24 protein-coding genes are annotated in these 24,835 nt (G+C 71.1%); 8 read left to right on the forward strand and 16 right to left on the reverse strand.

All coding sequences use genetic code 11. The features are described from left to right. Nucleotides 1–13: 13 nt before the first annotated feature. The 3 genes from ABEA43_RS54105 to ABEA43_RS54115 form a co-directional block, all read right to left on the reverse strand. A complete protein-coding gene (locus ABEA43_RS54105) occupies nucleotides 14–778 on the reverse strand; it encodes a DsbA family protein (protein WP_345574728.1) in 765 nt (254 codons plus the stop codon). Next, nucleotides 778–1,251 carry a MauE/DoxX family redox-associated membrane protein gene (locus ABEA43_RS54110; protein ID WP_345574730.1) on the reverse strand — a complete coding sequence of 158 codons (474 nt, stop codon included), beginning with the start codon at nucleotides 1,249–1,251 and terminating at the stop codon, nucleotides 778–780. The genes ABEA43_RS54105 and ABEA43_RS54110 overlap by 1 nt, the downstream gene beginning before the upstream one ends. A 184-nt stretch (nucleotides 1,252–1,435) precedes the next feature. Continuing rightward, nucleotides 1,436–2,269, reverse strand: a complete 834-nt coding sequence (locus tag ABEA43_RS54115; RefSeq protein WP_345574732.1) for a helix-turn-helix transcriptional regulator — start codon at nucleotides 2,267–2,269, stop codon at nucleotides 1,436–1,438. Between the two features lie 105 nt (nucleotides 2,270–2,374). Between ABEA43_RS54115 and ABEA43_RS54120 the strand changes: the two genes are divergently transcribed. After that, the gene (locus tag ABEA43_RS54120; RefSeq protein ID WP_345574734.1) at nucleotides 2,375–4,102 is read left to right on the forward strand and encodes a glycoside hydrolase family 35 protein; all 1,728 of its coding nucleotides are present in this window, start codon (nucleotides 2,375–2,377) and stop codon (nucleotides 4,100–4,102) included. 7 nt (nucleotides 4,103–4,109) lie between these two features. Here ABEA43_RS54120 and ABEA43_RS54125 read toward each other — a convergent pair whose 3' ends face one another. The 10 genes from ABEA43_RS54125 to ABEA43_RS54170 form a co-directional block, all read right to left on the reverse strand. Next, nucleotides 4,110–7,973 carry an endo-alpha-N-acetylgalactosaminidase family protein gene (locus tag ABEA43_RS54125; RefSeq protein WP_345574736.1) on the reverse strand — a complete coding sequence of 1,288 codons (3,864 nt, stop codon included), beginning with the start codon at nucleotides 7,971–7,973 and terminating at the stop codon, nucleotides 4,110–4,112. A gap of 270 nt (nucleotides 7,974–8,243) precedes the next feature. Beyond that, complete coding sequence (trpA, locus tag ABEA43_RS54130) at nucleotides 8,244–9,038, reverse strand: tryptophan synthase subunit alpha (protein WP_345574738.1); 795 nt, start codon at nucleotides 9,036–9,038, stop codon at nucleotides 8,244–8,246. A 183-nt stretch (nucleotides 9,039–9,221) separates the two neighbouring features. Continuing rightward, the gene (trpB, locus tag ABEA43_RS54135) at nucleotides 9,222–10,445 is read right to left on the reverse strand and encodes a tryptophan synthase subunit beta (protein ID WP_425570608.1); all 1,224 of its coding nucleotides are present in this window, start codon (nucleotides 10,443–10,445) and stop codon (nucleotides 9,222–9,224) included. 20 nt (nucleotides 10,446–10,465) lie between these two features. Next, nucleotides 10,466–11,305, reverse strand: coding sequence for an indole-3-glycerol phosphate synthase TrpC (gene trpC, locus ABEA43_RS54140; RefSeq protein ID WP_345574740.1), 840 nt, complete (start codon nucleotides 11,303–11,305; stop codon nucleotides 10,466–10,468). Between the two features lie 127 nt (nucleotides 11,306–11,432). After that, complete coding sequence (locus ABEA43_RS54145) at nucleotides 11,433–11,864, reverse strand: DUF2752 domain-containing protein (protein ID WP_345574742.1); 432 nt, start codon at nucleotides 11,862–11,864, stop codon at nucleotides 11,433–11,435. 49 nt (nucleotides 11,865–11,913) lie between these two features. Next, nucleotides 11,914–12,486: a CD225/dispanin family protein gene (locus ABEA43_RS54150; protein ID WP_345574744.1), complete on the reverse strand. Its 573-nt coding sequence runs from the start codon at nucleotides 12,484–12,486 to the stop codon at nucleotides 11,914–11,916. A gap of 163 nt (nucleotides 12,487–12,649) precedes the next feature. Beyond that, entirely contained in the window at nucleotides 12,650–13,309 is a 660-nt protein-coding gene (locus ABEA43_RS54155; RefSeq protein ID WP_345574746.1) for a DUF4190 domain-containing protein, read from the reverse strand. 111 nt (nucleotides 13,310–13,420) lie between these two features. After that, nucleotides 13,421–14,062 (reverse strand): Trp biosynthesis-associated membrane protein, encoded by a 642-nt coding sequence (locus ABEA43_RS54160; RefSeq protein WP_345574748.1) that lies wholly within the window; start codon nucleotides 14,060–14,062, stop codon nucleotides 13,421–13,423. A gap of 10 nt (nucleotides 14,063–14,072) precedes the next feature. Continuing rightward, on the reverse strand, nucleotides 14,073–14,420 hold the full coding sequence (gene hisI / locus ABEA43_RS54165) for a phosphoribosyl-AMP cyclohydrolase (protein ID WP_425570605.1): 348 nt from the start codon (nucleotides 14,418–14,420) through the stop codon (nucleotides 14,073–14,075). Between the two features lie 74 nt (nucleotides 14,421–14,494). Then, the gene (locus ABEA43_RS54170) at nucleotides 14,495–14,830 is read right to left on the reverse strand and encodes an STAS domain-containing protein (RefSeq protein WP_345574750.1); all 336 of its coding nucleotides are present in this window, start codon (nucleotides 14,828–14,830) and stop codon (nucleotides 14,495–14,497) included. Nucleotides 14,831–15,076: 246 nt separating this feature from the next. On the opposite strand from ABEA43_RS54170, the gene ABEA43_RS54175 reads away from it, so the two are divergent. Both ABEA43_RS54175 and ABEA43_RS54180 read left to right on the forward strand, forming a co-directional pair. Then, nucleotides 15,077–15,913, forward strand: coding sequence for an MEDS domain-containing protein (locus ABEA43_RS54175; RefSeq protein WP_345574752.1), 837 nt, complete (start codon nucleotides 15,077–15,079; stop codon nucleotides 15,911–15,913). After that, nucleotides 15,906–16,295 (forward strand): ATP-binding protein, encoded by a 390-nt coding sequence (locus ABEA43_RS54180; protein WP_345574754.1) that lies wholly within the window; start codon nucleotides 15,906–15,908, stop codon nucleotides 16,293–16,295. The genes ABEA43_RS54175 and ABEA43_RS54180 overlap by 8 nt, the downstream gene beginning before the upstream one ends. Nucleotides 16,296–16,367: 72 nt before the next feature. Here ABEA43_RS54180 and ABEA43_RS54185 read toward each other — a convergent pair whose 3' ends face one another. Both ABEA43_RS54185 and ABEA43_RS54190 read right to left on the reverse strand, forming a co-directional pair. Next, nucleotides 16,368–18,149 (reverse strand): ABC transporter ATP-binding protein, encoded by a 1,782-nt coding sequence (locus tag ABEA43_RS54185; RefSeq protein WP_345574756.1) that lies wholly within the window; start codon nucleotides 18,147–18,149, stop codon nucleotides 16,368–16,370. Beyond that, entirely contained in the window at nucleotides 18,146–20,017 is a 1,872-nt protein-coding gene (locus tag ABEA43_RS54190; RefSeq protein ID WP_345574880.1) for an ABC transporter ATP-binding protein, read from the reverse strand. Before ABEA43_RS54190 ends, ABEA43_RS54185 begins: the two co-directional genes overlap by 4 nt. A 116-nt stretch (nucleotides 20,018–20,133) precedes the next feature. Between ABEA43_RS54190 and ABEA43_RS54195 the strand changes: the two genes are divergently transcribed. Then, on the forward strand, nucleotides 20,134–20,763 hold the full coding sequence (locus ABEA43_RS54195) for a TIGR03085 family metal-binding protein (RefSeq protein ID WP_345574758.1): 630 nt from the start codon (nucleotides 20,134–20,136) through the stop codon (nucleotides 20,761–20,763). Between the two features lie 107 nt (nucleotides 20,764–20,870). On the opposite strand, the gene ABEA43_RS54200 is transcribed toward ABEA43_RS54195, so the two are convergent. Then, nucleotides 20,871–21,506, reverse strand: a complete 636-nt coding sequence (locus tag ABEA43_RS54200) for a MerR family transcriptional regulator (protein WP_345574760.1) — start codon at nucleotides 21,504–21,506, stop codon at nucleotides 20,871–20,873. 81 nt (nucleotides 21,507–21,587) lie between these two features. Between ABEA43_RS54200 and ABEA43_RS54205 the strand changes: the two genes are divergently transcribed. The 4 genes from ABEA43_RS54205 (at nucleotide 21,588) to ABEA43_RS54220 (ending at nucleotide 24,716) form a co-directional block, all read left to right on the forward strand. Then, the gene (locus ABEA43_RS54205) at nucleotides 21,588–22,496 is read left to right on the forward strand and encodes a hypothetical protein (RefSeq protein ID WP_345574762.1); all 909 of its coding nucleotides are present in this window, start codon (nucleotides 21,588–21,590) and stop codon (nucleotides 22,494–22,496) included. Between the two features lie 64 nt (nucleotides 22,497–22,560). After that, nucleotides 22,561–23,010 (forward strand): ABA4-like family protein, encoded by a 450-nt coding sequence (locus ABEA43_RS54210; protein ID WP_345574764.1) that lies wholly within the window; start codon nucleotides 22,561–22,563, stop codon nucleotides 23,008–23,010. 121 nt (nucleotides 23,011–23,131) lie between these two features. Next, nucleotides 23,132–23,293, forward strand: a complete 162-nt coding sequence (locus ABEA43_RS54215) for a hypothetical protein (RefSeq protein ID WP_168019289.1) — start codon at nucleotides 23,132–23,134, stop codon at nucleotides 23,291–23,293. A gap of 61 nt (nucleotides 23,294–23,354) precedes the next feature. Next, entirely contained in the window at nucleotides 23,355–24,716 is a 1,362-nt protein-coding gene (locus tag ABEA43_RS54220) for a glutamine synthetase family protein (RefSeq protein ID WP_345574769.1), read from the forward strand. Nucleotides 24,717–24,835: the final 119 nt, after the last annotated feature.

Below are 24,835 nucleotides of genomic sequence, written 5' to 3' on the forward strand. Positions count from 1 at the left end.
AGCGGAACCGAGCCTACTTAGCCGCCTTCGTAATCGCATCGCGAAGTTGCCGCGGGCTGAAGAGCTGGGAATTGTCGATTTCTGTCCCGTTCAACTTCACCGTCGGCGTATGGGTGAGCTTCTGCGCGTCGCTGATCTTCTTGCTGTACGAGAGCTGCGCCTCGGTGTTCTTTCCCGAGGTCACGCACTGCTCGAAGCCCGGTGCGGTCACCCCGGCCTCCTTGCCGAGCTGGATGAGCTGGTCCGTCTTGAAGCCCTCCACGGTCTCCGACGGCTGGTTCTTGAAGAGCAGGTCGTGGAAGGTGAGCCACTGCTTGCCGTCCGCGACGCACCGGGCGGCGCTGCCCGCGCGCACGGAGTTGGACTTGGTCGGCTCCTGCGAGAAGATCGTGATCGGATGGTAGACGATCTTGGCGAGGCCCTCGGCGGCGAGGTTCTTGAACGTCTGGCCGCTGACCCGTTCGAGCTCCTTGCAGGCCGGGCACTGGAAGTCCTCGTAGATGTCGACCACCGGCTTGGTGACGCCCGCCTTGGCCATCACGGCCGTGCCGTCGGCCTGCACGGTGACCGGTGCGAGGTCGCCCATGGCCTCCTCCGAGCGCGAGTTGCTGATGCCGTACCAGACACCGAGGCCGAGCGCGGCGACGGCGACCGTGCCCGCGGTCACGTACGTCACCAGGCGCTTGCGCTTGTCGCGCGCCCTGGCCTGGGCCTGCTGTTCCCTGATCTTCTCGCGCGCCGACTTCGACGCCGTCTTGGTGCGCTGGGCCTTGCTCATCAGTCGTCCCCCTCAACATCCGTTGTGTCGTCCCCCAGGCCGAGGGCCCCGTCGAGCGCGAACCGGCCCGGCGGGAAGCGCGCCGTCCAGGCGCCGAGCAGCACCAGGCCGAAGTCGCGCAGGATGTCGAGCAGGTATGTCGGCTCCTGGCCCTCCCCCAGCCGGCCGCCGCCGCCGAAGCAGCCGCAGTCGATCCGCAGCCCGTTCGCCCAGGCCCAGGCGATGCCGAAGACGAAGGCGAACATGAGCAGCCCGGCGATCACCGCGGCCACCCTGGTCAGCAGACCGACGACCAGCAGCACGCCGACCACGATCTCCAGCATCGGCAGGATGTAGCCCACCATGACGGCGATCGACTCGGGCAGCAGCTGGTACGCCTTGACCGCCACGACGGAGTCGGACAGGTTGCCGATCTTGAGCGCGCCCGCCGCGATCAGCACCACGCCCAGAACCAGCCGGGCGACGGTCGTCACCCAGGGTATCGTCGTACTCGCCCTAAGTGACGATTGTGACGCGATCAAGGGTCATCTCCTCTGTTTCCATGCCGGGAAAGGGTGCAGCGCATGGCCCGGTGAAGGGAGCCAGTGCATGCGCCCGGTGAATGGCACAGTACCGGGATCTCATCTGACCACGCCGGGCATAAGCATGGGCTAAGGCTCACGGACCAGCGGGAATGCCGCGATACTGCTGTGCGCGGAACTCGCTGGGCGGCAATCCCGCTCGTCTCGTGAACAACCGGGTGAAGTAGGCCGGATCCTCGTAACCCACCCGTCTGGCCACGGCGGCGACCGGCAGGTCGGTGGTGGCGAGCAGATCCTTGGCCCGGTTGAGCCTGATCGCCAGCACGTAGTCCTTCGGGCTGCACCCGGCGAGCCTGCGCACGGCCTGCCGCAGCGCGTCCAGCGGCATCCCGAGCCGCGCGGCGTGCTCGGCGACCGACAGCGGCAGGCAGGCGTCCCTGGCCAGCCCGGCGAGCACGGGATCGCCGTGCGGATCCTCGTCGGCGCGGCTGCGCCTGAGCGCGACCAGCACCTCGTGGACGGTGGCCGACGTCTCCACCTCCAGGTACGGGCTCCCCCTCCGGCACGCCTGGGCGATGCGCCCGATGGCGTGGACGGCCGGCTCCGCGGTGGTGAGCGGCGTGACGGGATCGGCCGCGTCCACGAAGCCGAGCTCCTGGTAGGCGACGGCGGCCGGGCCGGTGAAGTCGACGAACCACTCGCTCCAGCCCGGATCGTGCGGCGCGTAGTGGTGCTCGACGCCCGGCAGGAGCCACAGCACGGCCGGGGCCACCACCTGGGCGCGCGGCCCTCCGGCGTGCGAGAACCACCCGGCGCCCTCGGTGACGACGACGGCGACGTGGTTCTGCATGGTGCGCGGCCCGACCGTGGGCAGCCTGCCCTCCTGGTGCCCGACGCCCAGGCAGACCAGGCCGAGCCCGCGGTGGGCGGGGCCCGGCGTGAGGTAGTGCATCCACTGGCGGAACGACATGGGCCCCCTTCCCTGGGAGTCCAACAGGCGCCCGGGTTTGTCCATGGCCGCCGGCCTGGGGTCTCGGCGAGGCTGCTGGGCGCGAAATCCTATCGGAGGAAGGTCATGCGCGTTTTCTCGATCGACGGTGGAGCGTTCCTGCTCGACGGCGCAGAGTTCCGGGTGCTGTCCGGTGCGCTGCACTATTTCCGGGTACGCCCCGAGCAATGGCGGCACCGGCTGCGGATGCTGCGGGCGATGGGGCTCAACACGGTGGAGACGTACGTGCCGTGGAACCTGCACGAGCCCCGGCAGGGCGGCTTCCACCGGATGCCGGAGCTGGGCGGCTTCCTGGACGCCGCGGCCCAGGAGGGGCTGCTGGCCATCGTCCGGCCGGGCCCGTACATCTGCGCGGAATGGGACAACGGCGGCCTGCCCGCCTGGCTGAGCGGCCGGATCAGGACCAGCGACCCCGAATACCTGGCCCACGTGGACCGCTGGTTCGACCGACTCATCCCGCAGATCGCCGAGCGGCAGGTCACCAGGGACGGCAACGTGATCATGGTGCAGGTGGAGAACGAGTACGGCTCCTACGGCACCGACCAGGCCTACCTGCGCCACCTCGCGGACGGGCTGCGGGCCAGGGGCGTCGAGGTGCCGTTGTGCACCTCGGACGGCCCGGCCGACTGGTATCTGACGGGCGGCACCCTGCCCGGCGTGCTGGCCACGGTGAACTTCGGCTCCGATCCCGAGCGCGCTTTCGAGACGCTGCGGGCGCACCGGCCGGGCGGGCCGCTGTTCTGCATGGAGTTCTGGTGCGGCTGGTTCGACCACTGGGGCCAGGAGCGCGTGCTCAGGGACGCGGAGGACGCGGCCGGCACGCTGGAGCGGCTGCTGGCGGCGGGCGCCTCGGTCAACCTGTACATGGCGCACGGCGGCACCAACTTCGGCTGCTCCGCGGGCGCCAACCTGTCCGGGGACCTGGCGGACGGCCCTTACCGGGCGACCGTGACCTCCTACGACTACGACGCGCCGATCGACGAGCGCGGGGCGCCGACGGAGAAGTTCTGGCGGTTCAGGGAGGTGCTGTCCCGCTATGCCGGCCCGCCGCCCGAGGTGCCGCCGCTGCCCGGCACGCTGCCGGCCGCGACCCTCCAGCCATCCGGGTCCGTACGGCTGCGCGACGCCCTGGACGCGATCGCCCTCCCGGAGACGCACTCCCCGCACCCGCCCGCCTTCGAGGACCTCGGGCTGGAGCACGGCCTGGTCCTGTACCGGATGAGCGTTCCCGGGCCGCGTGAGCCGTACCGGCTGACCCTGCCGGAGCTGCGCGACCGGGCGCACGTGTTCGTGGACGGCGAGCCCGCCGGGGTCTTCGAGCGCTCCGTGGAGCCGCCGGAGGTGCTCGTCGCCGGGCCTGCCACCGTCGAGGTGCTGGTGGAGTCGATGGGACGGCCGAACTACGGCCCCCGGCTCGGCGAGCGCAAGGGCCTGATCGGCGGGGTGCTGCACCGCCTGCAGTACCTGAACGGGGTGAGCGCGCGGGCGATCCCGCTGGACGACGTGTCGAAGGTGCCGTTCACGGACGAGCCGGCGGCCGGGCCGCAGGCGTTCTTCAGGTTCGGGCTGGAGGTGGCCGAGCCCGCCGACGCCTACCTGGCGCTGCCCGGCTGGGGCAAGGGCTACGTGTGGGTGAACGGCTTCTGCCTGGGCCGCTACTGGGACCGGGGCCCGCAGCGGACCCTCTACCTTCCCTGGCCCCTGCTGCGCGCCGGAGCGAACGAGATCGTCGTGCTGGAGCTCGACCGCGTGGGCGCGGCGCTGGAGGTGCGCACCGCGCCCGATCTGGGATAAGCCGGGCTCAGCCGCACGTGAAGCGGGCCGCGCCCCAGTCCGCGTGGTCGTTGCCGTTGCCGTCTCCCCCGTCCCCCGCGACGAGGTCCACGAAGCGGGCTCCGGTCAGGTCGGCGTCCAGCTCGTACGCGGGGTCCGCGGCCCGGAGCACCGGGCTGCGGACCTTCTCCACGCCGTCCGCGACCACGCTGAACTGCACCGAGCCCCGCGTCGCCTGGACGTCGTCAACCCCGACCACGGCTGTGAATCGCGTACACCTCCCACCCAGGAAGAAACGCACTTTCGCGGGCGCGTGCATGCCGAGCCCCTTGTCGAACGTCTGCCCGCCGACCACGATCGGCCCGCCGTCGGCCGGTCCGGTGTCGCCGTTGGAACGGTCGCGCTCGACCGGCCCCCAGCCGTTGTCCGCGCTGACCCACTCCACGTCGCCGGCGTAGGCGTCGGCCGCGGGCGGCGGCGGCAGCGTCCGCACGCTCGCCGTGGCCGTCAGGGTCCGCGTCGCGCCGGCGGTGTAGGCGGCCGTGGCCTTGAGCTCGTAGGTGTCGTAGGGGGCGTCTGCGGGCGGGGTGACCTGCCAGGCGGTGGTCAGCTTCGCGCCCGGCGCGACGGTTCCGGTCCCGTCGCCGGCGACGGCCCACCCCTCCGGTACGTCCAGCGTCACCCGCACGTCCTCGGCCGCCACGTCCTCCAGGTTCGTGAACGTCGTGCTCACCTCGTTGGCCGCCCCCTGCTCGAACGCGCCGGAGGCGGGCACGACCGCCAGCGACCCGCACGCCTGCGCCTCCGGCGTCGCGCCCAGGTCGGTGACCGAGAAGTCGTCCAGGACGAAGTCCGCGCCCGCCAGCTCGGGCCTGAGCGAGCGCAGCCCGACCCACACGTCACCGCAGCCGGCGACCACCCGCTCGGTGAAGACGTCCGTGGCGCGCCGCTCGGGGATGGGCGTGCGCCGGGTCTCCACGCTCGCGCCGCCCTTGTCATAGCCGGTGACCCACTGGTAGGTGTCCGCCAGCGCGTTCTGATAGGCGAACGACACCTCGTAGGCGTGCCCCGGCTCGAAGGCCGCGGTCCAGGGCAGCGTCCGGTAGATGAGCCCCTCCCGCTCCTCGTGCGCCTTCAGCGACCAGTCGCCGCTGAGCACGTCGTCGATCGTCTTGCCGTTCCAGCCGGCCTGCGTGTACGGCTCGTGCCGCTCCGACAGGTGCGTGCGCGCGTCGAACGACCCGCCCGCGTCCCCCTTCACGAACGGCCCCCAGCCCGGCTCCACGGACTCGAACGTCTCCTTCCCGCCCACCGGCTCCCGCTCGAACACCCGCACGTCGTCCACCCGCACGTCCCCGTCCGCCTGGGCGGCCGTGATCCGCAGCGTGACGCCGCCGGCGGGCGCGGTGAACGTCACCTTGACCCGCTGGAAGAAGGTGTCGTGCTTCTCGTCGGAGGCGATGTAGTTCCTGGCGGTCGAGCGGCTCACCGTGGTGGCGGCGCCCGCCGCAATCGTGGTCGCCGTGACGCCCGCCGCCTCGATCGTGGTCGCGCGCGTCCTGCCCGGCTCGACCTCGACGAAGGCGGAGGCGGTGTACGTGCGGCCCGGCCGCAGCCCGCTCAGCCGCTGCTCCAGCCGCGCCTGCGCGCCGCCGCCGAGCCGCGCGACGCGCTGCCCGAGGTCGTTGCGCTCGACGCCGACCGGCCCGGTGACGCGCCACCCGGCGAGCCGGTCGTCGTTGAAGCCCGGGTCGCGCACGCCGCTCCCCTGCCCCCAGCCCGGATCGGCCGGCTCGGGCGCCCGGCCCGGGTAGAGCACGTACGGCACGCCCGCCTCGGCGTTCAGGGTGATCTTCCCGCCGGACGGGGTGACGACGCCGGTCCGCACGCGGCCCTGGTCGGTCAGCTTGTAGACGGTCATCGGCCGGTCGGCGTCCCACGTGGTCTCGCCGCCCGCCGGGTTGACGTGGTAGTACCGGCCCTGCCACGGCAGCAGGTACGTGCCCCCGTCGAGCACCTTGCGCCCGCCGGCGAACAGCTCCCGCCTGCCGTCCCGGTACGTCCCGCGCACGCCGCCGGAGAAGACGATCTCGTCGGCGTTCCAGTCCATGATCTTGTAGTGCTGCAGGAACTTGGCCGGCAGGTTGTGCTCCCAGATGTTGCGGTAGAACGCGGTGAAGTCGTTCTCCGCCGTCCAGCCCTCGAACTCGACGATCCGCGCGTTGCCGAGGATGGGATGGGCGTTCCAGACGTCCTTCTCGTCGTTGCGGATGAAGCGGATGATCTGCGAGTTCAGCCCCTTGTTGGTGACGCCGCCGTAGTTGAGGTCGTTGGCCCAGTGCGCCCACAGCGACGAGCGCTCCAGCTTGTCCGACCATTCCGTGGTCACCTGCCAGCCCTGGGCGCGCAGCTCGGCCAGCGTGCGGTCGGCGACCCAGCCGTACGGCCTGAACACGTCCACGTACAGCACCGCGAGGTTCCTGTCGGCCTCCTGACGCAGTCGCGCGAAGCGGCCGGCGAGGCTGCCCCTGGTCAGGTCGCCGCGCTGGTCGATGAGGTAGGCCTGGTCGAGCCAGTTCCAGCCCTTGGCGTCCTTGTTCACGAGCTGCTCGTCGAAGCTCTTCGCCTCGGGGTAGGACTCGGTGGCGTTGACGTGCACCCCGAACGTGGCGTTCCAGCTCTTGCCGGCCTTGAGCAGCGTGTTGAGGTCCTTCAGGCCGCCCGCGCGGCGGTTGTAGTTGCCGCCGTAGTCGGGATGCGCCGCGTCGTGCCCCTCCGACTGGTAGCCCTTGAGCAGCGCGAGCTGGCCGAGCCCGTCGGTGGCCAGGGAGATCCGCTTGACGTCGTCCAGCGTGCGCAGGAACGGATGCGTGGCCTGGCTGGAGAAGTTGAACGGGATGTGCGCGACCACGCGGTCCTTCGTCCGCTCGGCGCCGAGCGCCTTGACCCCGATGCTCCTGAACGCGATCGCGCCGTCCTGCCAGTCCAGGGCGCCGTCGCCGTTGGCGTCGGGCGTCAGCACGACCTTCGCCCAGGGCGGCTCCTCGGTGAACGGCGCGCCCTCGGCGCGGTGGGTCCACTGGCCGCTCCACACGCCCACCCGCACGGTGCCGTCCGCGTCCTTCCTGGCCTGGTGCCAGAGCCTGGCCGCGTCCCGGTCCGTCACGCCGGAGGGCCGGTCGTAGGTCGAGTTCGACTCGACGGCGGCGGCCAGGAGCGCGGTGTTGACGATCGCGTACGTCGCGCCGGCCGGGGCCGCGTCCGGCGCGGTGGCGGCCGTGACGGGGGCGAAGACATCGGCGGTACGGGTGGAGTTCGGGTCGAGCCTGGTGAAGGCGGTGGCCGCGCCCTGCTGCGCGCTCGACACCGAGACCAGGTCGTGTCCCGGCAGGTCGATCGTGCCGACCCGGAACGCCTCGGTGTCGGCCACCGCGTCGATCCTGAACGTCGTCACCCGCCCCTTCACCCCCACGCTCGCCGTCAGCGCGACGCCGGGCAGGTCGCCGAACGTCAGCCGGTAGCGGGCGGTGGCGCCGTCGTTCCCGGTCAGGGCCACGCTCGCGGCGTGCGGCTGCCCGTTGAGCACCACGGCGGGCACGGAGGCGCTCCCGTCGAGCCAGGCGCCGGTGGCCTTGTCGGTGTAGCGCAGGATGCGGGGGAACGCCGGGTCCAGCGCCACGGTGAGCGCCGGGGAGGCGATCGTGATCGGGTCCGCCACGCCGGCGGGGCTCGGCGGCACGTTCTGCGCGGTGGGGCTGGGCGGCGGCGTGCCGGTCGGCGACGGCTCCGGGGAGGGCAGCTCGTACGTCGGCGCCGGGACAGGCGTGGGTGTGGGTACGGGTGCGGGGTCGGCGTGCGCCTGGGCGGTCATCGGCGACAACGACGTGAGCACGAGTGCGAGAGCTGCGAGGGTAACGGGACTCGGACGCATAAGGTGTCCTTCCAGGGGTCATGCGTCACACCGCTCGGGAGCCCCGATCATCACCCCGCGCCGGACCGCACGCCATGGACTTACGCGCCAGACATTTGCACTTGTCCCGAAATTTCGTCACATCGTCTGACATAAACGGTAAAGCGCGGCCCCCGAGAGGAAACCGCGCTTCACGTGCGACGCGCCGCCGATCAGCGGCGTACGCCCAGTGTCATGCCCTTGCACCGCCGATCAGCGGCGTACGCCCCGCGCCATGTCCTTGGCGAGCACCGAGATCGACGCCTGGCCCGCGGCCTCGTCGGGGGCGTCGAGGATGCGCCGGATGAACGCCGACCCCACGATCACCCCGTCGGCGTAGGACGCGACCTCGGCCGCCTGCGCGCCCGTGCCGACGCCCAGGCCCACGCACACCGGCAGGTCCGTGTGCGCCCGCGTCCGCTCGACCAGGCCCTCGGCCGCCACGTTGACGCTCTCCCTGGCACCCGTGACGCCCATCAGCGAGGCCGCGTACACGAAGCCCGTGCAGCAGTCGACGACGGCCTTGATGCGCTCCGGCGTCGAGCTCGGCGCGACCAGGAACACCGTGTCGATGCCCGCGTCCGCGGAGGCCGCGCGCCACGGCTCCGACTCCTCGGGGGTCAGGTCGGGCGTGATCGTGCCGACGCCGCCCGCGTTGGCCAGGTCACGGGCGAAACGCTCGGCGCCGTACTTGTCGATCGGGTTCCAGTACGTCATGACGAGCGTGGCGGCCCCGGTCGCGGCGACCCCCTCGACCGTGCGCATCACGTCGGCGATGCGGGTGCCGTTGACCAGCGACCTGTGCACCGCGTCCTGGATCGTCGGCCCGTCCATGAGCGGGTCGGAGTAGGGGAGGCCGATCTCGATGACGTCGCAGCCGGCCGCCACCAGGGCCGCGGCGGCGGCGACGTCGCCGCCCTTGGAGGGGAAGCCCGCGGGCAGGTAGCCGACGAGCGCGGCCCGGTTGTCCGCCTTCGCCTTGGCGAAAACCGTCTGAAGAGTCGTCATGTCTATCCGTTTCGAAGGTCGAGTCTCACCATGATGCCCTGCCTCGCGCCCGCCCAGAATCCCCCGCGCCGACGGGGGCGCAGGCGGTGCGCGGGCCGCGCGGCGAGCGGCCCGGCGCAGGCCGCCGACGCTCTTTCAGCCCCGCAGAAACACCAAGATCCCAGTCGTCGTCCCAGGAAGGTCTCAGAGGTTGAAGTACTTCATGGCCGTGCCCATGTCCTTGTCGCCGCGGCCGGAGAGGTTGACCAGGATGGTCGCCTCGGGGCCGAGCTCACGGCCCAGCTCCAGCGCGCCGGCGAGGGCGTGGGAGGACTCGATGGCGGGGATGATGCCCTCGGTCCTGGCCAGCAGCGAGAACGCGGCCATCGCCTCGTCGTCGGTCACCCCGTGGTAGGTGGCGCGGCCGGTGTCCTTCAGCCAGGCGTGCTCGGGGCCGACGCCCGGGTAGTCGAGCCCGGCGGAGATCGAGTGGGACTCGATGGTCTGGCCCTCGTCGTCCTGCAGCACGTAGGTGCGCGAGCCGTGCAGCACGCCGACCGAGCCCGCGGTGAGCGTCAGCGCGTGCTCGCCGCTGGCGAGCCCGTGCCCGGCGGCCTCGTAGCCGTGCAGCCGCACGGCCTCGTCGCCGAGGAAGGCGTGGAAGATGCCGATGGCGTTGCTGCCGCCGCCGACCGCCGCGCAGATCGCGTCGGGCAGCTCGCCGGTCAGCTCCAGCATCTGGCGGCGGGCCTCGACGCCGATGATGCGCGCGAAGTCGCGCACGATCTCGGGGAACGGGGCCGGCCCGGCCACCGTGCCGAACAGGTAGTGGGTGGTGTCGACATTGGTCACCCAGTCGCGGAACGCCTCGTTGATGGCGTCCTTCAGCGTCTGCGAGCCGTTGGTCACCGGCACCACGGTGGCGCCGAGCAGCTTCATCCTGGCCACGTTGAGCGCCTGGCGCTCGCAGTCGACCGCGCCCATGTAGATGACGCACTCCAGGCCGAGCAGGGCGGCCGCGGTGGCCGTGGCCACGCCGTGCTGGCCCGCGCCGGTCTCGGCGATCACCCGCTTCTTGCCCAGCCGCTTGGTCAGCAGGGCCTGGCCGAGCACATTATTGATCTTGTGCGCGCCGGTGTGGGTGAGGTCTTCCCGCTTGAGCACGATCCGCGCGCCGCCGGCCTGCTCGCTGAAGCGCGACACGTCGGTCAGCGTGGTGGGCCGGCCGGCGTAGGTGCGCAGCAGGTGGTCGAACTCGCGCAGGAACTCCGCGTCGTTCTTGGCCTTCTCGTAGACCGCGGCGACCTCGTCGAGCGCCGGGATGAGCGCCTCCGGCACGTAGCGGCCGCCGAAGATGCCGAACTTGCCGTGCACGTCGGGGTCGTCGCCGCGCGCGCCGTTGCCGGCCAGGTCGGCGGCGGTCAGGATGGAGCCTTCGTATGCCACTGCTATCCCTCTGCTGAGTGGTCGGGGCGCGTCGATGGATGGGCGCCGGCGGTCACCAACGCCTCCACTGCCTTGCGCGGGTCCTTGCCGGTGACCAGGCTCTCCCCCACCAGAACGGCGTCGGCGCCGCCCCTGGCGTAGGCGAGCAGGTCGTGCGGGCCGCGCACGCCCGACTCGGCAATCTTGATCACATTATCGGGGATCTTCGGCGCCAGCTTCGCGAAGACGTCGCGGTCGACCTCGAGTGTCTTCAGATTGCGGGCGTTGATCCCGATGACCCGCGCGCCGGCGGCGACCGCCCGCTCGAGCTCCTCTTCGGTGTGCACCTCGACCAGCGGGGTGAGCCCGATGGACGCGGCCCGCTCGATCAGCGACACCAGCGCCTCCTGCTCCAGGCAGACGACCATGAGCAGCGCCAGGTCGGCGCCGTAGGCCCGGGCCTCCCAGAGCTGGTAGGAGGTGAGGATGAAGTCTTTGCGCAGGATGGGGATGTCGACCCGGGCGCGAACCGCCGCCAGGTCGTCGAGGCTGCCCCCGAACTTGCGCTGCTCGGTCAGCACGCTGATGACGTGCGCGCCGCCGGCTTCGTAGTCGGCGGCCAGCGCGGCCGGGTCGGCGATCGCGGCGAGCGCGCCCTTGGACGGGCTGGACCGCTTGACCTCGGCGATCACCGAGATCCTGTCGCCCCCGAGTGCGGCCATGGCGTCCCTGGGCGCGTGGGCCCGCTCGGCTCGCTGCTTGAGCTCGTCCATGGAGACGGCCTGCTGACGTGTGGCGAGGTCAGCGCGCACCCCGTCGAGGATGTCGTCGAGGACACTCGGCCCTTCCGTCCGCTCACTCACGCGCTGGGGTCCCTCCGGTCGACAGTGGGGGCGGCGGAGAGTTCGCTTCGCGTCCGCTCTCTGCCTGTCCTGCGATGGTATCGGCCCCACTGAGGTCACCTCACCACAGGCCCCGAGTAAAACTGCCTCAGGGAGCGAGGAACGCTCCGAAAGGCAGATTACGGACGACCCAGTAGACCATGACGATCGCGATGAACCCCCAGAGCCACGCCGGATGCGCCAGCGTCGTGCGTCTCGGCCTGCCCTGCCAGGCGCGCAGGACCCACCTGCCCCACCAGAACAGCAGGAACGGGATCATCGCCATGGCGAGCGGGTTGAGCCCCAGCGCCGCGACCGGGTCGAGGTGGGCCAGCGCGTGCATCGTGCGCAGCGTGCCGCAACCCGGGCAGTAGAGGCCCGTGATCCACAGGAACGGGCACGTCGGATAGTGCCCCGGCTGGTTGGGGTCGACCATGCCGACGAAGGCGAACGCGGCCCCCGCGCCGGCCGCAACACCGAGCGGCCCGAGCAGGCCTTTGAGGCGGTCAGTGCCGCGCCGCCCGGTGGTTGCGATGCTCATGCTCCTAGTATCCGCCTTCCCGTACGTGCCGGTCCCCGTGCTCCGCGGCCTAGTACGTGGTGGACGGCACGCTGGCGGCGAGCAGGATGAACACCACGACGTAGAAGATGATGAGCAGGACGATCGCGATGCCGCCGAAGATCAGGCTGCGCTTCCACCACGTCTTGGCTTCCTCGGCCGCCTGCATCGCGCCCTGGAAGTCGCCGACCTGCCACTTGGAGTTCACCTGCGACGACTTCACGATCGCGACGATGCCCAGCGGGAGGCAGCAGAACAGGGTGGTGAGGATGGCCGGGACAAGCTGGTTGTCGGGCGGGTTGCCGCCGCCGCCCGGGGCGCCGCCGTAACCGCCGGGGCCGCCGTAGCCGCCACCGCTCGGGGGCTGCTGACCGTAGCCGCCACCGTAACCGCCACCGCTCGGGGGCTGCTGGCCATAGCCGCCACCGCTGGGCGGCTGCTGACCGTAACCGCCGCCACCGCTCGGGGGCTGCTGGCCGTAACCGCCGCCGCCACTCGGGGGCTGCTGGCCGTAACCGCCACCCCCGCTAGGGGGCTGCTGACCATAGCCGCCACCGGGCGGCTGGGAGCCGTAGCCACCGTCGCCCTGGTTTCCGTAACTCATACTAATGACCCCTCATGTCGTCATTTTTGAGGTGAGTTGCGCGCGGCAGCCTAGCGAGAAACCATCTTCTACGAGGACTAACGTCCATTTTGCGGACAATTCGTAATCGGACCGCAAGCGGGTCGTCACGGTCCGGCTACGTAGAGGGCAGGTTACCGACCGGTCAGTAGTCGTACGAAGAGGAGGCCGCCGCGCTCAGCCCGATGAGGGAGAGCAGCATGCCGCCGAAGATCAGCCAGCCCAGCACCCAGAGCACGACGGTGATGTACGAGGTCACGAGGCCGCCGACGGCCATCCCCGAGCCTTCCTCACCCGTGCGCTTGATCCGGTTGAGCGCGATGTGCCCGAGGATCACACCGGGGATGCTGGTGATGCCGCAGAAGATCAGGCCGATGATGCCCAGGACGAGCGAGGCCACCGCCATGCCGTTGGTCGACCGGGGAGCCTGGGGCATGCCGTACTGGCCGTAGCCCGGCTGACCGTAACCCGGCTGGCCGTAACCGGGCTGACCGTAACCGGGCTGACCGTAGCCCGGCTGATCGTAACCGCCGCTCGGCGGCTGCTGGCCGTACGCGCCCGAGCTGGGGGGCTGCTGGCCGTAACCGTAGCCGCCGCCGCTGGGGGGCTGCTGACCGTAGCCGCCGCCGCTCGGGGGCTGCTGACCGTAGCCGCCGTTCGCCGGGTCCTGCCCGTAGCCGCCGCCCCCGCTCTGCGGCTGCTGACCATAGCCGTAACCGCCGCCACTGGGCGGCTGCTGACCGTATCCTCCACCGGGCGGCTGCGCGCCGTAGCCGCCGCTACCGCCCTGGTCCCCGTAGCTCATGCGCTTGGCTCCTCAAGTGTTCGTGGCGTGTTGCAACGGCAGCTTATTGAGAAAAGGTTTGCCAAGGAGACAGAGGTTCAGAACAGTAGAGATTTCGTCATCACCCGGATCTCAGCGCGAATCGGTCGGGTCGTCTCCCCTGTCGAGCGCGTCCCAGAGCGCCTTGTCGTCGCCGGCCTCCACCCGGGGCTTGCCGGCCTCCCGCTCGTAGCGTCCCGACATGCCCGCCCACCTGCCGCCGCGCAGGATCGCGAGCACCCCGCCGGCGAGCACGAGGAGCGCTCCCGTGGCCGCGACGGCGGGCCACACGGGGACGATCTCCCACGGCAGGTCGGTGGCGCCGTGCAGGACGTTGCGATCGCGCAGCGCGTCGGCCACGGTGGCGCCGCTCAGCGCCGTCCACGTGCCCGCCGCCGCGCCGGCCCCGCACAGGGCGAGCAGGCCGCCGACGATGCGGCGCCCGGCCCCCTTGGTGGCCAGCACGGCCACCACCCCCGCCAGGCCGGCCAGGGCGAGAGGCGTCAGCACGGGGGCGAGGCCGCCGCCCGTGGGCGGCCCCGCGTCCGCGCCGCTCTGCGGGATGCTCACCCAGGCGCGGCCGGCGGCGAGCAGCACGAGCGCGCAGCCGAGCGCGGTCATCGCCACCCAGCCCCACAGCTCGCCCCGCGGCTCGCCCCGCCCCTTGCCGGGCTCGACTGCCCCTGTCGGACTCTGGGCCGGACGCTGGGGTTCGGCCGGACGCTCGGGTTCCATCGGAGTCCGCCTAGCCGAGTGAGACGTCGAGTGCGCCGGCGTCGAAGCAGGTGCGGTCGCCGGTGTGGCAGGCCGCGCCGGTCTGGTCGACCTTGAGGAGGATGGTGTCGCCGTCGCAGTCGAGCGCCACGCCCTTGACGTGCTGGACGTGGCCGGAGGTGCCGCCCTTCACCCAGAACTCCGCCCGGCTCCTGGACCAGTAGGTAGCCTTGCCGGTGGTCAGCGTCCGGTGCAGCGCCTCGTCGTTCATCCAGGCCAGCATGAGCACCTCGCCGGTGTCGTACTGCTGGGCGATCGCGGGGACGAGACCGTCGGGGTTGCGCTTCAACCTGGCGGCTATCTTGGGGTCGAGGGACATGCTGCCATTCAACCAGCCCGCCTCCGCGCCTTCGTCACCGCCGCGACCACCGTGGTCGCCTCCGATGGAGGAGGTCAAGCCAGCGCCTGGGAGAGCGTGTCGTAGATGGGGAACAGCGGCGCGAGGTTCGTCCTGCGCAGCCGGCGCAGCACCTGCCCGTCCGGCGCCACCAGGGCCATCGTCCCGTCCCTGTCCCGCAAGGCGGCCAGCTGACGGACCAGGACGCCCAGGCCCGTCGTGTCGATGAAGGTCAGCGCGGTCAGGTCGACCACCAGCCGGGGGCCGTGCGTCTGCACCGCTTCGTCGAGGCATCTTCGTACCTTCGAGACATTGTCCACGTCCACCTCGCCCGCGAGGCTGACCACCACGAGCTCGCCGTGTTGACGTCGCGTCATTTCCAGCACATCCACGCCCATGCTCCTCACAACCCCTCCCCGCGGGGGCACTCCCCGCCGCCCCAGATCTCCGCGCTTCCCCCAAAGCGCGGAAGAGCCGACTTGTCCGTCACGGAGAGCAAGCGTCCCGCTACGGCGGCTCCGCGGAAAAGCTACACCTGTCCGCCGTCGGTCACGGTGGGTTTTGCAGAGAATGCGCTACGTGATGACTCTCAGGAGAGTATTTTCTGGGGCGACGCGTGCTAGGGGGAGGACACGATCGTGGTGCACGTCGATGGCTCCGTTCTGGATCCCGACCTGGGGGATCACGTCTGCCTGCCGTTCGAGGGCGAGCGGGAGCGAATGACGGCGACCAGAGATTTCACCCTGAACGGGCTGCGCCGCCGTACCAGGGTGGTGCTCGTCACGCACACGGACAGCCCCGAGCGGACGCGCGCCTGGCTGGCGCCGCTGATCCCGGGGTTCGCCGACGCGGAGTCGGCCGGGCAGATCGAGATCCTGGCCTGTTCCCACGGCCACGCCACGGACGGCTGCCTCGGCCCGGACCGGGTGTTCGGCGAGCTGGCCGAGGCCAGCGACCGGGCCCGCAGGCACGGCCAGCACGGCGTGTACGCCCTGATCGACGCGTCCTGGGGCGTACAGGACGCATCGGGGCAGGCGGCGCTGGAGGCGGCGGCCAACGACCTGTTCGCCGAGCGCCGGCTGGCGGCCGTGTGCCAGTACGACCGCGGCCTCTTCCCCCGTGACGCCATCGACCTGGCCACCTCCGTGCACCCGATCGCGCCCGACCAGGCGTTGTTGCGCTTCGCCAGCACCTGGTCGCCCAGAGGGCTGCGGATCTGGGGCGACGTCGACCTCACCAACCGGCAGGCGTTCGCGTCGGTGCTGGCGCGGCTGGAGAAGGAGCCGGCGGAGGTCGTGATCGACGCCTCCCAGCTCGACTTCATCGACGCGGGCTCGGCCCAGCTGCTCACGCTCACGGCCCTGGCCAGGGCGCCCGGCTCCACCGTGGTCGTCTGCCGCGAGTCCATCGCCCGGGTGCTCCGGCTGATCAGGGCGGATGAGTTCATCGTCGTCCGCCGCGTGGGCGATGTGTAGGCAGGTGCTCTGCGCGGGCTTCGCGCGCGGGCGCATCACCTTCCTGCGCAGGGCTGTCGCCGAGCACGCCGCGTACGAGGGGCTGACCGGCCGGCAGCTGGAGGACTTCGTGCTGGCGGTCAACGAGATCACTACGAACGCGGTCGTGCACGGGGGCGGGCACGGGAGGCTGCGGCTGTGGTCGCACGACGGGCGGTTGTGGTGCGAGGTCACCGACGAGGGGCCGGGGCTGCCCGCGGGGTGGATGAGCGACGCCCAGCCGCCCGCGGGGTTCGAGTTCCGCGGGCGGGGGCTGTGGCTGACGCGGATGCTCTGCGAGCACATCACGATCGTGTCCGGGCCCAGGGGCACGACCGTCACGTTCGCCGCCGTGTCCGACTGAACCGCCGTGTCCGACTGAACCGCCGTGTCCGACTGAACCCCGCGCCCGGCTGAACCGCCGTCCGCGGGTGGGTCAGGAGTGCGCGGCCGAGATCCAGGAGGCGTGCAGGTCGGCGTACACGCCCGGCTCCTGGACCAGCTCGGCGTGCGACCCGCGCTGCACGAGCCGGCCGGCGTCGAACACCAGCACCTCGTCGGCGTTCTCCGCCGTGGACAGCCGGTGCGCGATCGAGATCGCCGTACGGCCGCGCGTGACGCCTTCCAGCGCCCTGGCCAGGCGCACCTCCGTGGCCGGGTCCACCGCCGAGGTGGCCTCGTCCAGCAGGAGCAGGTCGGGGTCGGCGAGGTAGGCGCGCGCCAGCGCGACGAGCTGCCGCTCGCCCGCCGACAGCGACTCGCCGCGCTGCCCCACGGCCGTGTCCAGGCCGGCGGGCAGGCCCTCCAGCCAGTCGGTCAGGCCCAGCTCGGTCATCGCCAGCCGGATCTCCTCGCCGGTCGCCGACGGCTTGCCGTAGCGGATGTTCTCCTCCAGCGTCCCGTCGAACAGGAAGCCGTCCTGCGGCACCATGACGATCCGCTCACGCAGCGAGGAGAAGCGGATGTCGCGCAGGTCGTGGCCGTCGACGGTGACGCTTCCCGAGACGGGGTCCATGAGGCGGGTCAGGAGCTTGGCGAACGTGGTCTTGCCCGACCCCGTCTCCCCCACCACCGCGATGCGGGAGCGCGGCGGGATCGTCAGCGCGACCTCGCGCAGCACCGGCACGCCGCCCGGATAGGAGAAGTGAACGTCGTGGAAGGCGACGGAGATGGGGCCGCGCGGCAGGCTGACCCCCTTGTCGCCGGGGTCGGCCACGTCCGGCGGAGTGTCGATCACGCCGAGGATGCGGCGCCAGCCCGCGACGGCGTTCTGGGCCTCGTTCAGCACCTCGGTGGCGGTCTGCAGCGGTGAGACGAACAGGGTGACCAGGAACAGGAACGCGATCAGCTCCCCCTGCGTGATGTCGCCCGACAGGCCGAGCCGCACGCCGAGCAGCACGATCCCGGCGATGGCCGTGGCGGCCACGATCTCGGTCAGCGGGAAGACGAAGCCGACGATGGTCTGCGCCCTGATCTGGGCGCTCCTGGTGGAGTCCACGGCCTTGTCGATGCGTTCGGCGGTACGGCGCTCGGAGGCGTACGCCCTGATGACGGCCGCCCCGACGACGGACTCGCTGACCGCGGCCAGCATGTCGCCGGTGCGTTCGCGCACGATCGTGTAGGCCTGCGACAGCAGCTTCTGGAAGCGCGGCAGCGCGATCATCAGCGGCACGAAGCAGGCCCACACCAGCAGCGTGAGCTGCCAGGAGTAGACGAACATGAGCACCGTGGCCACGAAGAGCTGGCCGAACGCCACGATGATCATCAGCCCGCCCCACTGCATGAACGTGCTGATCTGGTCGATGTCGTTGGTGACACGCGAGACCAGGGCGCCGCGGCGCTCGGTGTTCTGGGTGAGCACGGACAGGTCGTGGACGTGGCGGAATCCGCGTACGCGCAGCGTCGCCAGCGAGGACTCCGTCGCCTTGTAGAGGCGGACGTTCATGACGTAGGCGGCCAGGGCCGTGAGCACCACGGCCGCCGCGCAGATCAGGACGGCCCGGGTGATGTACGGAAGGTCCGGCGTGCCGCCCTTGAGCCCGGTGTCGATCGTCTGCTGGACCGCGATCGGCACGATGATCTTGCCGGCGGTGGCGGCGACGGCCAGGAGGAGCGTGACCCCCAGGCCCTTGCGGAACTCCGGCGTGAGCGTGAGCCCCTGCCGGATCGTGGCCAGCGCGGAACGTTCCGAATGCGCCTGGATGCCCTGCGCCGTCATGCGCTGACCTCTTCCTCTTCGTCCCCGGCGGTCAGGTCTTCGTCACCTGTGCGCACGTCTCTCTCACCCGGCACCTCATGGAGGCTCGCACGGGCTCCTTCGTCGGCGGGGACGTCGATGGCGGCCCGCTCGGCCTCCTCGCGCTCGTAGGCGGTGACCAGGTTCCGGTAGCCGGCGCAGCGCGCGATCAGCTCGTCGTGCGGCCCGCGGTCCAGGACCCGGCCCTTGTCCAGGTAGACGACCTCGTCGGCGAGGGCGATCGTGGCCATGCGGTAGGCGACGACCACGACGGTCGACGCCTCGGCCGCGTCGCGCAGGCCGTACAGGATCTTGGCTTCGACCTGCGGGTCCACGCTGGAGGTGGCGTCGTCGAGGATGAGCAGGCGCGGGCGGCGCACCACCGCGCGGGCCAGGGCCAGGCGCTGGCGCTGGCCGCCGGACAGCGACGTGCCGCGCTCGCCGACCCGCGTGTCGAGCCCGCCGGCCAGCCGGCCGACGAACCCGTCGGCCTGCGCGAGCCGCAGGGCGTCCCACACGTCCTCGTCGCCGGCGTCCGCTCCGAGCGCGACGTTGCCGCGCACGGTGTCGTCGAACAGGAACGTCTGCTGCGGCACCAGCGCCACCGAATCGGCCAGGCCGCCGTAGGGCAGCTCGCGCACGTCCACGCCGTCGAGCAGCACCTTTCCCGAGTCGGGGTCCACCAGCCGGACGAGCAGTTGCACGAGCGTGGACTTGCCCGACCCGGTGGGCCCGACCAGGGCGACGGTACGGCCGGCGGGCACGTCGAAGGTGACGCCGTGCAGCACCTCGGCTTCGCCGTAGGCGTAGGAGACGCCGGAGATCTCCAGCGCGGCGGGCGACGGGGAGGCCGGGGCGCTCTGGCCGCCGTACTCCATGGAGCCGGTCGCCTCCAGCACGGCCTGCACCCGCTGCCAGCCGACGACGCTGCGCGGCAGCTCGGCCAGCACCCAGCCGAGCGCCCTGATCGGGAAGGCCAGCAGCGTGAACAGGTAGGCCACCTGCACCAGCGCGCCGGAGTCGATCGCGCCGCCGGACAGGCGCGTCGCGCCGACGGCGAGCACCGCGAGCACGCCGAGCGTGGGCAGCGCCTCCAGCATCGGGTCGAAGAGGCCGCGCACGCGGCCGACCGCGATGTTGGCGTCACGCAGCTCGTGGGCGCGCCGCCGGAACCGGTCGGTCTCCAGGTCCTCCCTGCCGAGCGTCTTGACGACGAGCGCGCCGTCGAAGCTCTCGTGCGCGATCTCGCTGACCTCCGCGCGCAGTTGCTGCGCGCGGGTGGCCAGCGGGCTGAGCTTGCGCTGATAGACCAGGTTAAGTACGGCGATGGCCGGAAAAATCAGGAAACCGACCAGCGCGAGCACGATGTCGGTGAACACCATCGCGATCGCCGCCGTGAACAGCATGACGATCACGCCCACGGCCATCGGCAGCGGCGCCAGCGGCGCCCAGGCGGCCTCGGCGTCGGCGCTGGCGTTCGACAGCAGCTGCCCGGTCGGGTGGCGGTGGTGCCAGGACAGCGGCAGCCGCAGGTACTGCTTGGTCACGTCCCTGCGTGACCTGGCCTGCATGCGGTACTGCAGGACGCCGGCCAGGATGCGCCGCCCGGCGACGCCGAACGCCTTCAGCAGGGCCGCGCCGAAGATGAGGAATGCCGCGGTCCACAGCGCGCCCGAGGCGACGCGCCCATCTCTGAAGGCCGGCAGGACCACGTTCTGCGTCGCCCAGCCGAGTGCCCAGGCGGAGGCGACGGTCATGCCGCCGTAAATCGCGCTGGCCAGCACTGCCAGCGCGAACACCGCCCTCTCGGTACGAATGGCCACCCCAAGGACCCGCAGCCCTTGACGCATGACGGCCGAGGTGACCTTGCTCGCCACTCGGTTGGGTTCCTTTCAAATCTGACATTTCTACCTATGTCCCTATCACGTCTGATCAACGGGTTATTCCCACAGGTACGCTTGGCCGCGTGACTCATGCTCGTGGCGAACGCTCCTCGATCTGCGATCTGTTCGAGCGCCTCGGCCCGGACGCGCCGACTCTGTGCGCGGGCTGGACCACGTACGACCTGGCCGCGCACCTCGTGCTGCGCGAGCGCAGGCCCGACGCGATGGGCGGCATCGCGCTCAAGCCCCTGGCCGGCTACACCGCCTCGGTCCAGAACGGGCTCAAGGCCCGCCACCCCTATCCCGAGCTGGTCGGCCTCGTACGCAAGCCGGGCGGCGTCTACGGCCTGCTGCCCTTCCTCGACGACGCCGTCAACACGCTCGAATACTTCGTCCACCACGAGGACGTGCGCCGGGCCCAGCCGTCGTGGGAGCCCCGCGAGCTGCCCGCCGACCTCGACGAGCTCGTCTGGAAGCGGGTCTCGGCCGGCGCCCGGCTCATGCTGCGCAAGTCACCGGTGGGCGTGGTGCTGCACCGGCTCGGCGGGGGCGTGGCACTCGGCGGCCGGCGCCAGGGGCCCAAGGTGGAGGTGACGGGCGCGGCGTCGGAGCTGCTGATGTTCAGCTTCGGGCGGCAGACGCACGCCCGCGTGGAGCTCACCGGCGAGCCCGAGTCCATCGAGCTGCTGCGCAGCGCCTCCCTCGGCGTATAGCCGCGCGGCCTTCTGAGGCGCACAGCCGCGCGGCGTCGCTGAGCGTCCGGCGTCGCTGGGCGTCCGGCGTCGCTGGGCGTACCGCCTTCCGGGGGTGTACAGCCTTTCTAGGTGTACAGCCGCTCGCCGACGGTGGCCTGGGCCAGCCTGCGCAGCGAGGCGATCAGCGTGTCGCCCACCGAGGTGCCGATGACCACGATCTCGACCGCGCGCTCGCGATCGCTCACGTCGCCGCCGAGCAGGCGCAGGTCCGCCTCGGCGATCTGCTCCGCGGCGTCGGCGTAGGCGTCCAGGGCGTCGAGCATGTCCTCGCGCCCGACCTCCTCCAGGGTGGCCAGCACGCCGACGGCCGTGCGGTAGGCGGGGTCGCCGGTCCTGATCCGCCAGCCGCGCCTGGCCAGCAGCTCGTGCAGGCGGTCCTCGGCCCGGTCCTTGTACGGCCCCGAGCGCGGCTCCCTGCGCGGCGTCACGGTCTTCTGCGCCGCGCCGAGCAGGTCGAACGCCTCCAGCTCCGGATTGTCGATCCTGGCCATCAGGTCGCGGATGACCGCGATGGACAGATCGCCGTACTCCACCAGCGCCCGTACGAGCTTGAGCCTCCGTACGTGCTCGTCGCTGTAGTCAGCCTGGTTGCGGCCCGTGGGCCGGCCAGGAGCGACGAGGCCCTCCCGCATGTAGTACTTGATCGTCGGCACCGGGATGCCCGTCGTTTCACTGAGCTCCGCCATCCGCACGTATTTCACGCTCCCTCTTGTCGTACACGGATAGCTTAGCTATAGATAGTGATAAGTAGCACTATCCACTATCCAAAACGGAGGCTTCCCATGATCGCCTGGCACCGTCCCCTGATGCTCTTCGCCGCCACCATGGCCGGGCTGAGCCTCGTCCTCCTGGTCCTGGTGGTCGCCGACCCGCGCACGCTCGACGGCATCCCGATCTGGATCAAGCCGATGAAGTTCACGATCTCCTTCGCCCTCTACTCCTTCACCTGGGCCTGGTTACTCTCACAGCGGCACCGGGCGGGGCGGACGAGCTGGTGGATGGGCACGGCGCTGGTCGTCGCCGGCCTGGGCGAGGTGGCCCTCATCGCCTTCCAGGCGGCGCGCGGCCGGCACAGCCACTTCAACGAGGCCACCGCGCTCGACGGGTGGATCTGGATCGCCATGGGGGCCACGATCGGCGTCCTCATGCTCGCCAACCTCATCGCCGCGCTCTTCGTGATCATCGATCGCCAGGCGGACCGGGTGAGCACCTGGACGGTCCGGCTCGGCCTGATCGTCTCCACGATCGGCATCGCCTCCGGCGGCCTGATGGTGACCGGAGTGCCCGGGCAGACGTGGGCGGAGGACTTCGCCGGGGCCCACAGCGTAGGCGTGGCCGACGGCGGGACCGGGCTGCCGCTGGTGGGCTGGAGCACGATCGGCGGCGACCTGCGCGCGCCGCACTTCGTGGGCATGCACGCGCTGCAACTGCTCCCCCTGTTCGCGCTGCTGCTCACCGCCCTGTCCGCGCGCTACGCGGTGCTGCGCCAGGAGCAGGTCAGGCTCCGGCTGGTGCTCGTCGCGGGCGGCACGTACGGTGGCCTGTTCCTGCTCATCCTGTGGCAGGCGCTGCGCGGGCAGCCGCTGATCCACCCGGACGCCGTGACCCTGGCCGCACTGGCCGCCCTGGCCGCCGCCGCACTCACCGGCGCGCTCGTCGCACTCCGCCGCGGAAAGGCTCTCGTCGCATGACCGCGCCCCGCTCCAGCCCTACCGGCCTTAGGACCGCATGCCGCCCGAGGAGGCAGCTCACCCCATGACCGCGTTCCTGTTCGATCTCAGCTTCTACGTGGCCGCGCCGTTCTGGGCGCTGATGATCCTGGCGCCCGGCTGGCGGGTCACCCGGGCGATCGCCGGCTCGCCGCTGATCGTGCTGCCCGCCGTGGCGGTCAACCTGATCTTGATGGTGCCGCTGTTCGCGGAATTCTGGCCGGTGGTGACACAGCCGTCACTAGAAGGTCTGGTCAGCCTGGCGACTCGCCCGGAAGCACTCGCCGCATTGTGGGCGCAGATCATCGCCTGGGACCTGTTCGTGGGCCGGTGGATGTATCTCGACAGCCGGGAAAAGAACGTCCATCCCCTGGTCATGGCACCTATGCTGCTCGCCACGATCCTGCTGTCGCCGATCGCCCTGCCGGCCTATCTCCTCCTGCGCGTCATCATCGCGCAAATCCCGGCGCGACAGGCGCTCACGCCAGAGCTCTAGCCCTTACCATGGCATAGGAAAGAAGCCCCCCGGTTAGGATCATGAACATCTTCACAGAAGATGCCAGTGATCGCCCAGATCCGGGTATATACGGCTGGGAATGGACTGCAGGAGGCCCCCCATGCAGGTCAAGAAGGTGATCACCTACGTGGCTGTCGCGTTCGTGGTCTTCTACCTGTTCACCCGGCCGGCCCAAGCCGCCGCCGCGGTCAACGGTGTGTTCGACGGAATTCTTCAGGGAGCCAATCAGTTGGCCGTATTCTTCTCGAGTGTTCTGACCTGACGGGTGGTTCTGTCTGCGTCAGGTGCTTCCCCGCGCTGCCAGATCGTGTTACGCAGGCAGGATGAGAGATCGCCCTAGCGGCACCAAGATCAATCAGCTCGATCCCAACGCGCGGCGCATCCTCGAGCGAACCGAGCTCGAGGGCATCGAGCTGATCCGTTTCCTGTACGCCGACCACGGTGGCGTGATTCGTGGCAAGGCGGCATCCCGGTCCCGGCTGGCCGAACGGCTCGACACGGGCATCGGGCACACGGTGGCCATGATGGCGATGAACATGCTCGACCAGCTCCAGGACGTCGAGCACATGGGTCCGGTGGGCGAAGTACGCATCGTCCCCGACCCCGCCACGTACGTCCCGTTGCCGCACGCCCCGGGCGCGGCCGCGATGCTGTCGGACCTCCGCCAGCCGGACGGTTCGCCGTGGGGAGCGTGTGCCAGGACGTTTCTCAAGGACGCGATCGCCGAGCTCGCGACCGAGGGATACTCGATGGTCGCCGCGTTCGAGCCGGAGTTCACTCTCGGCCGCCGTCTGCCCGACCCGGCGGGCGGCCCCGACCGGCTGGTGCCGCTCGACGACTCGCTCTGCTATGCCAACGCGGGGTTCGACACCGCGCACGACTACACCGTCAAGCTCATCCGCGCCCTGGAGACCCAGGGCCTGCGGGTCGAGCACTACCACCCCGAGCTGGGGCCCGGTCAGCAGGAGCTGTCGGTACGCCACGCGCCCGCGCTGCGCGCCGCCGACAACCACGTCCTCTACCGGGAGACCGTGCGCGGTGTGGCCATGCGCATGCAGATGTGGGCCACGCTGGCGCCCAAGCCGCTGGCCGACCAGGCGGGCAACGGCGCGCACCTGCATCTGTCGCTGTGGCGCGAGGGCCAGAACGTCTTCGCCGACGAGAGCGAGGTGCGCGACGGCTTCATCGGCGGCCTGATCGCCCACCTGCCCGCCCTGACCGCGCTGACCTGCGGCAGCGTCAACAGCTTCCGCCGCCTGACTCCCCGTACGTGGGCCAGCGCGTACGCCGTCTACGGCCCCGACAACCGGGAGGCCGCGGTACGCGTGTGCTCCCCGCTGGGCGAGAGCGGCGAGCCGAACCTGGAGCTGAAGCCGTCGGACTCCTCCGCCAACCCGTACCTGTCGCTGGGGGCCGTCATCCACGCGGGCCTCGACGGGATCCGGCGCAAGCTCGACCCCGGGGCCGCGGTGGACGTGGACCCGGACACCCGGCCCGGCCACTACCCGCGCCTGCCGGCCTCGCTGGATGAGGCGCTGGACGCGCTGGAGGCCGACGAGGTGCTCATGGAGGCGCTCGGGCCGCTGCGGCGCAGCGCGTACCTGGCGGTCAAGCGGTCGGAGGCGGCGGCGTTCGGTGCCAAGAACGTCTCCTACGAGCTCTTCCACCACCTGCGGGTCTTCTGACCACGACCGTCCCGCCAGCACCGTCCCCGGACCGGACCCGCGCCGTTCCGCCCGGCACCGCACCGTCCCGGCCGAAGGGCCACACCGTTCCGGCTACACCGCGCCCTTCCGGACCGGAA

Origin of the sequence: Nonomuraea rosea, assembly GCF_039539705.1 — a bacterium.
Lineage (GTDB): Bacteria > Actinomycetota > Actinomycetes > Streptosporangiales > Streptosporangiaceae > Nonomuraea > Nonomuraea rosea.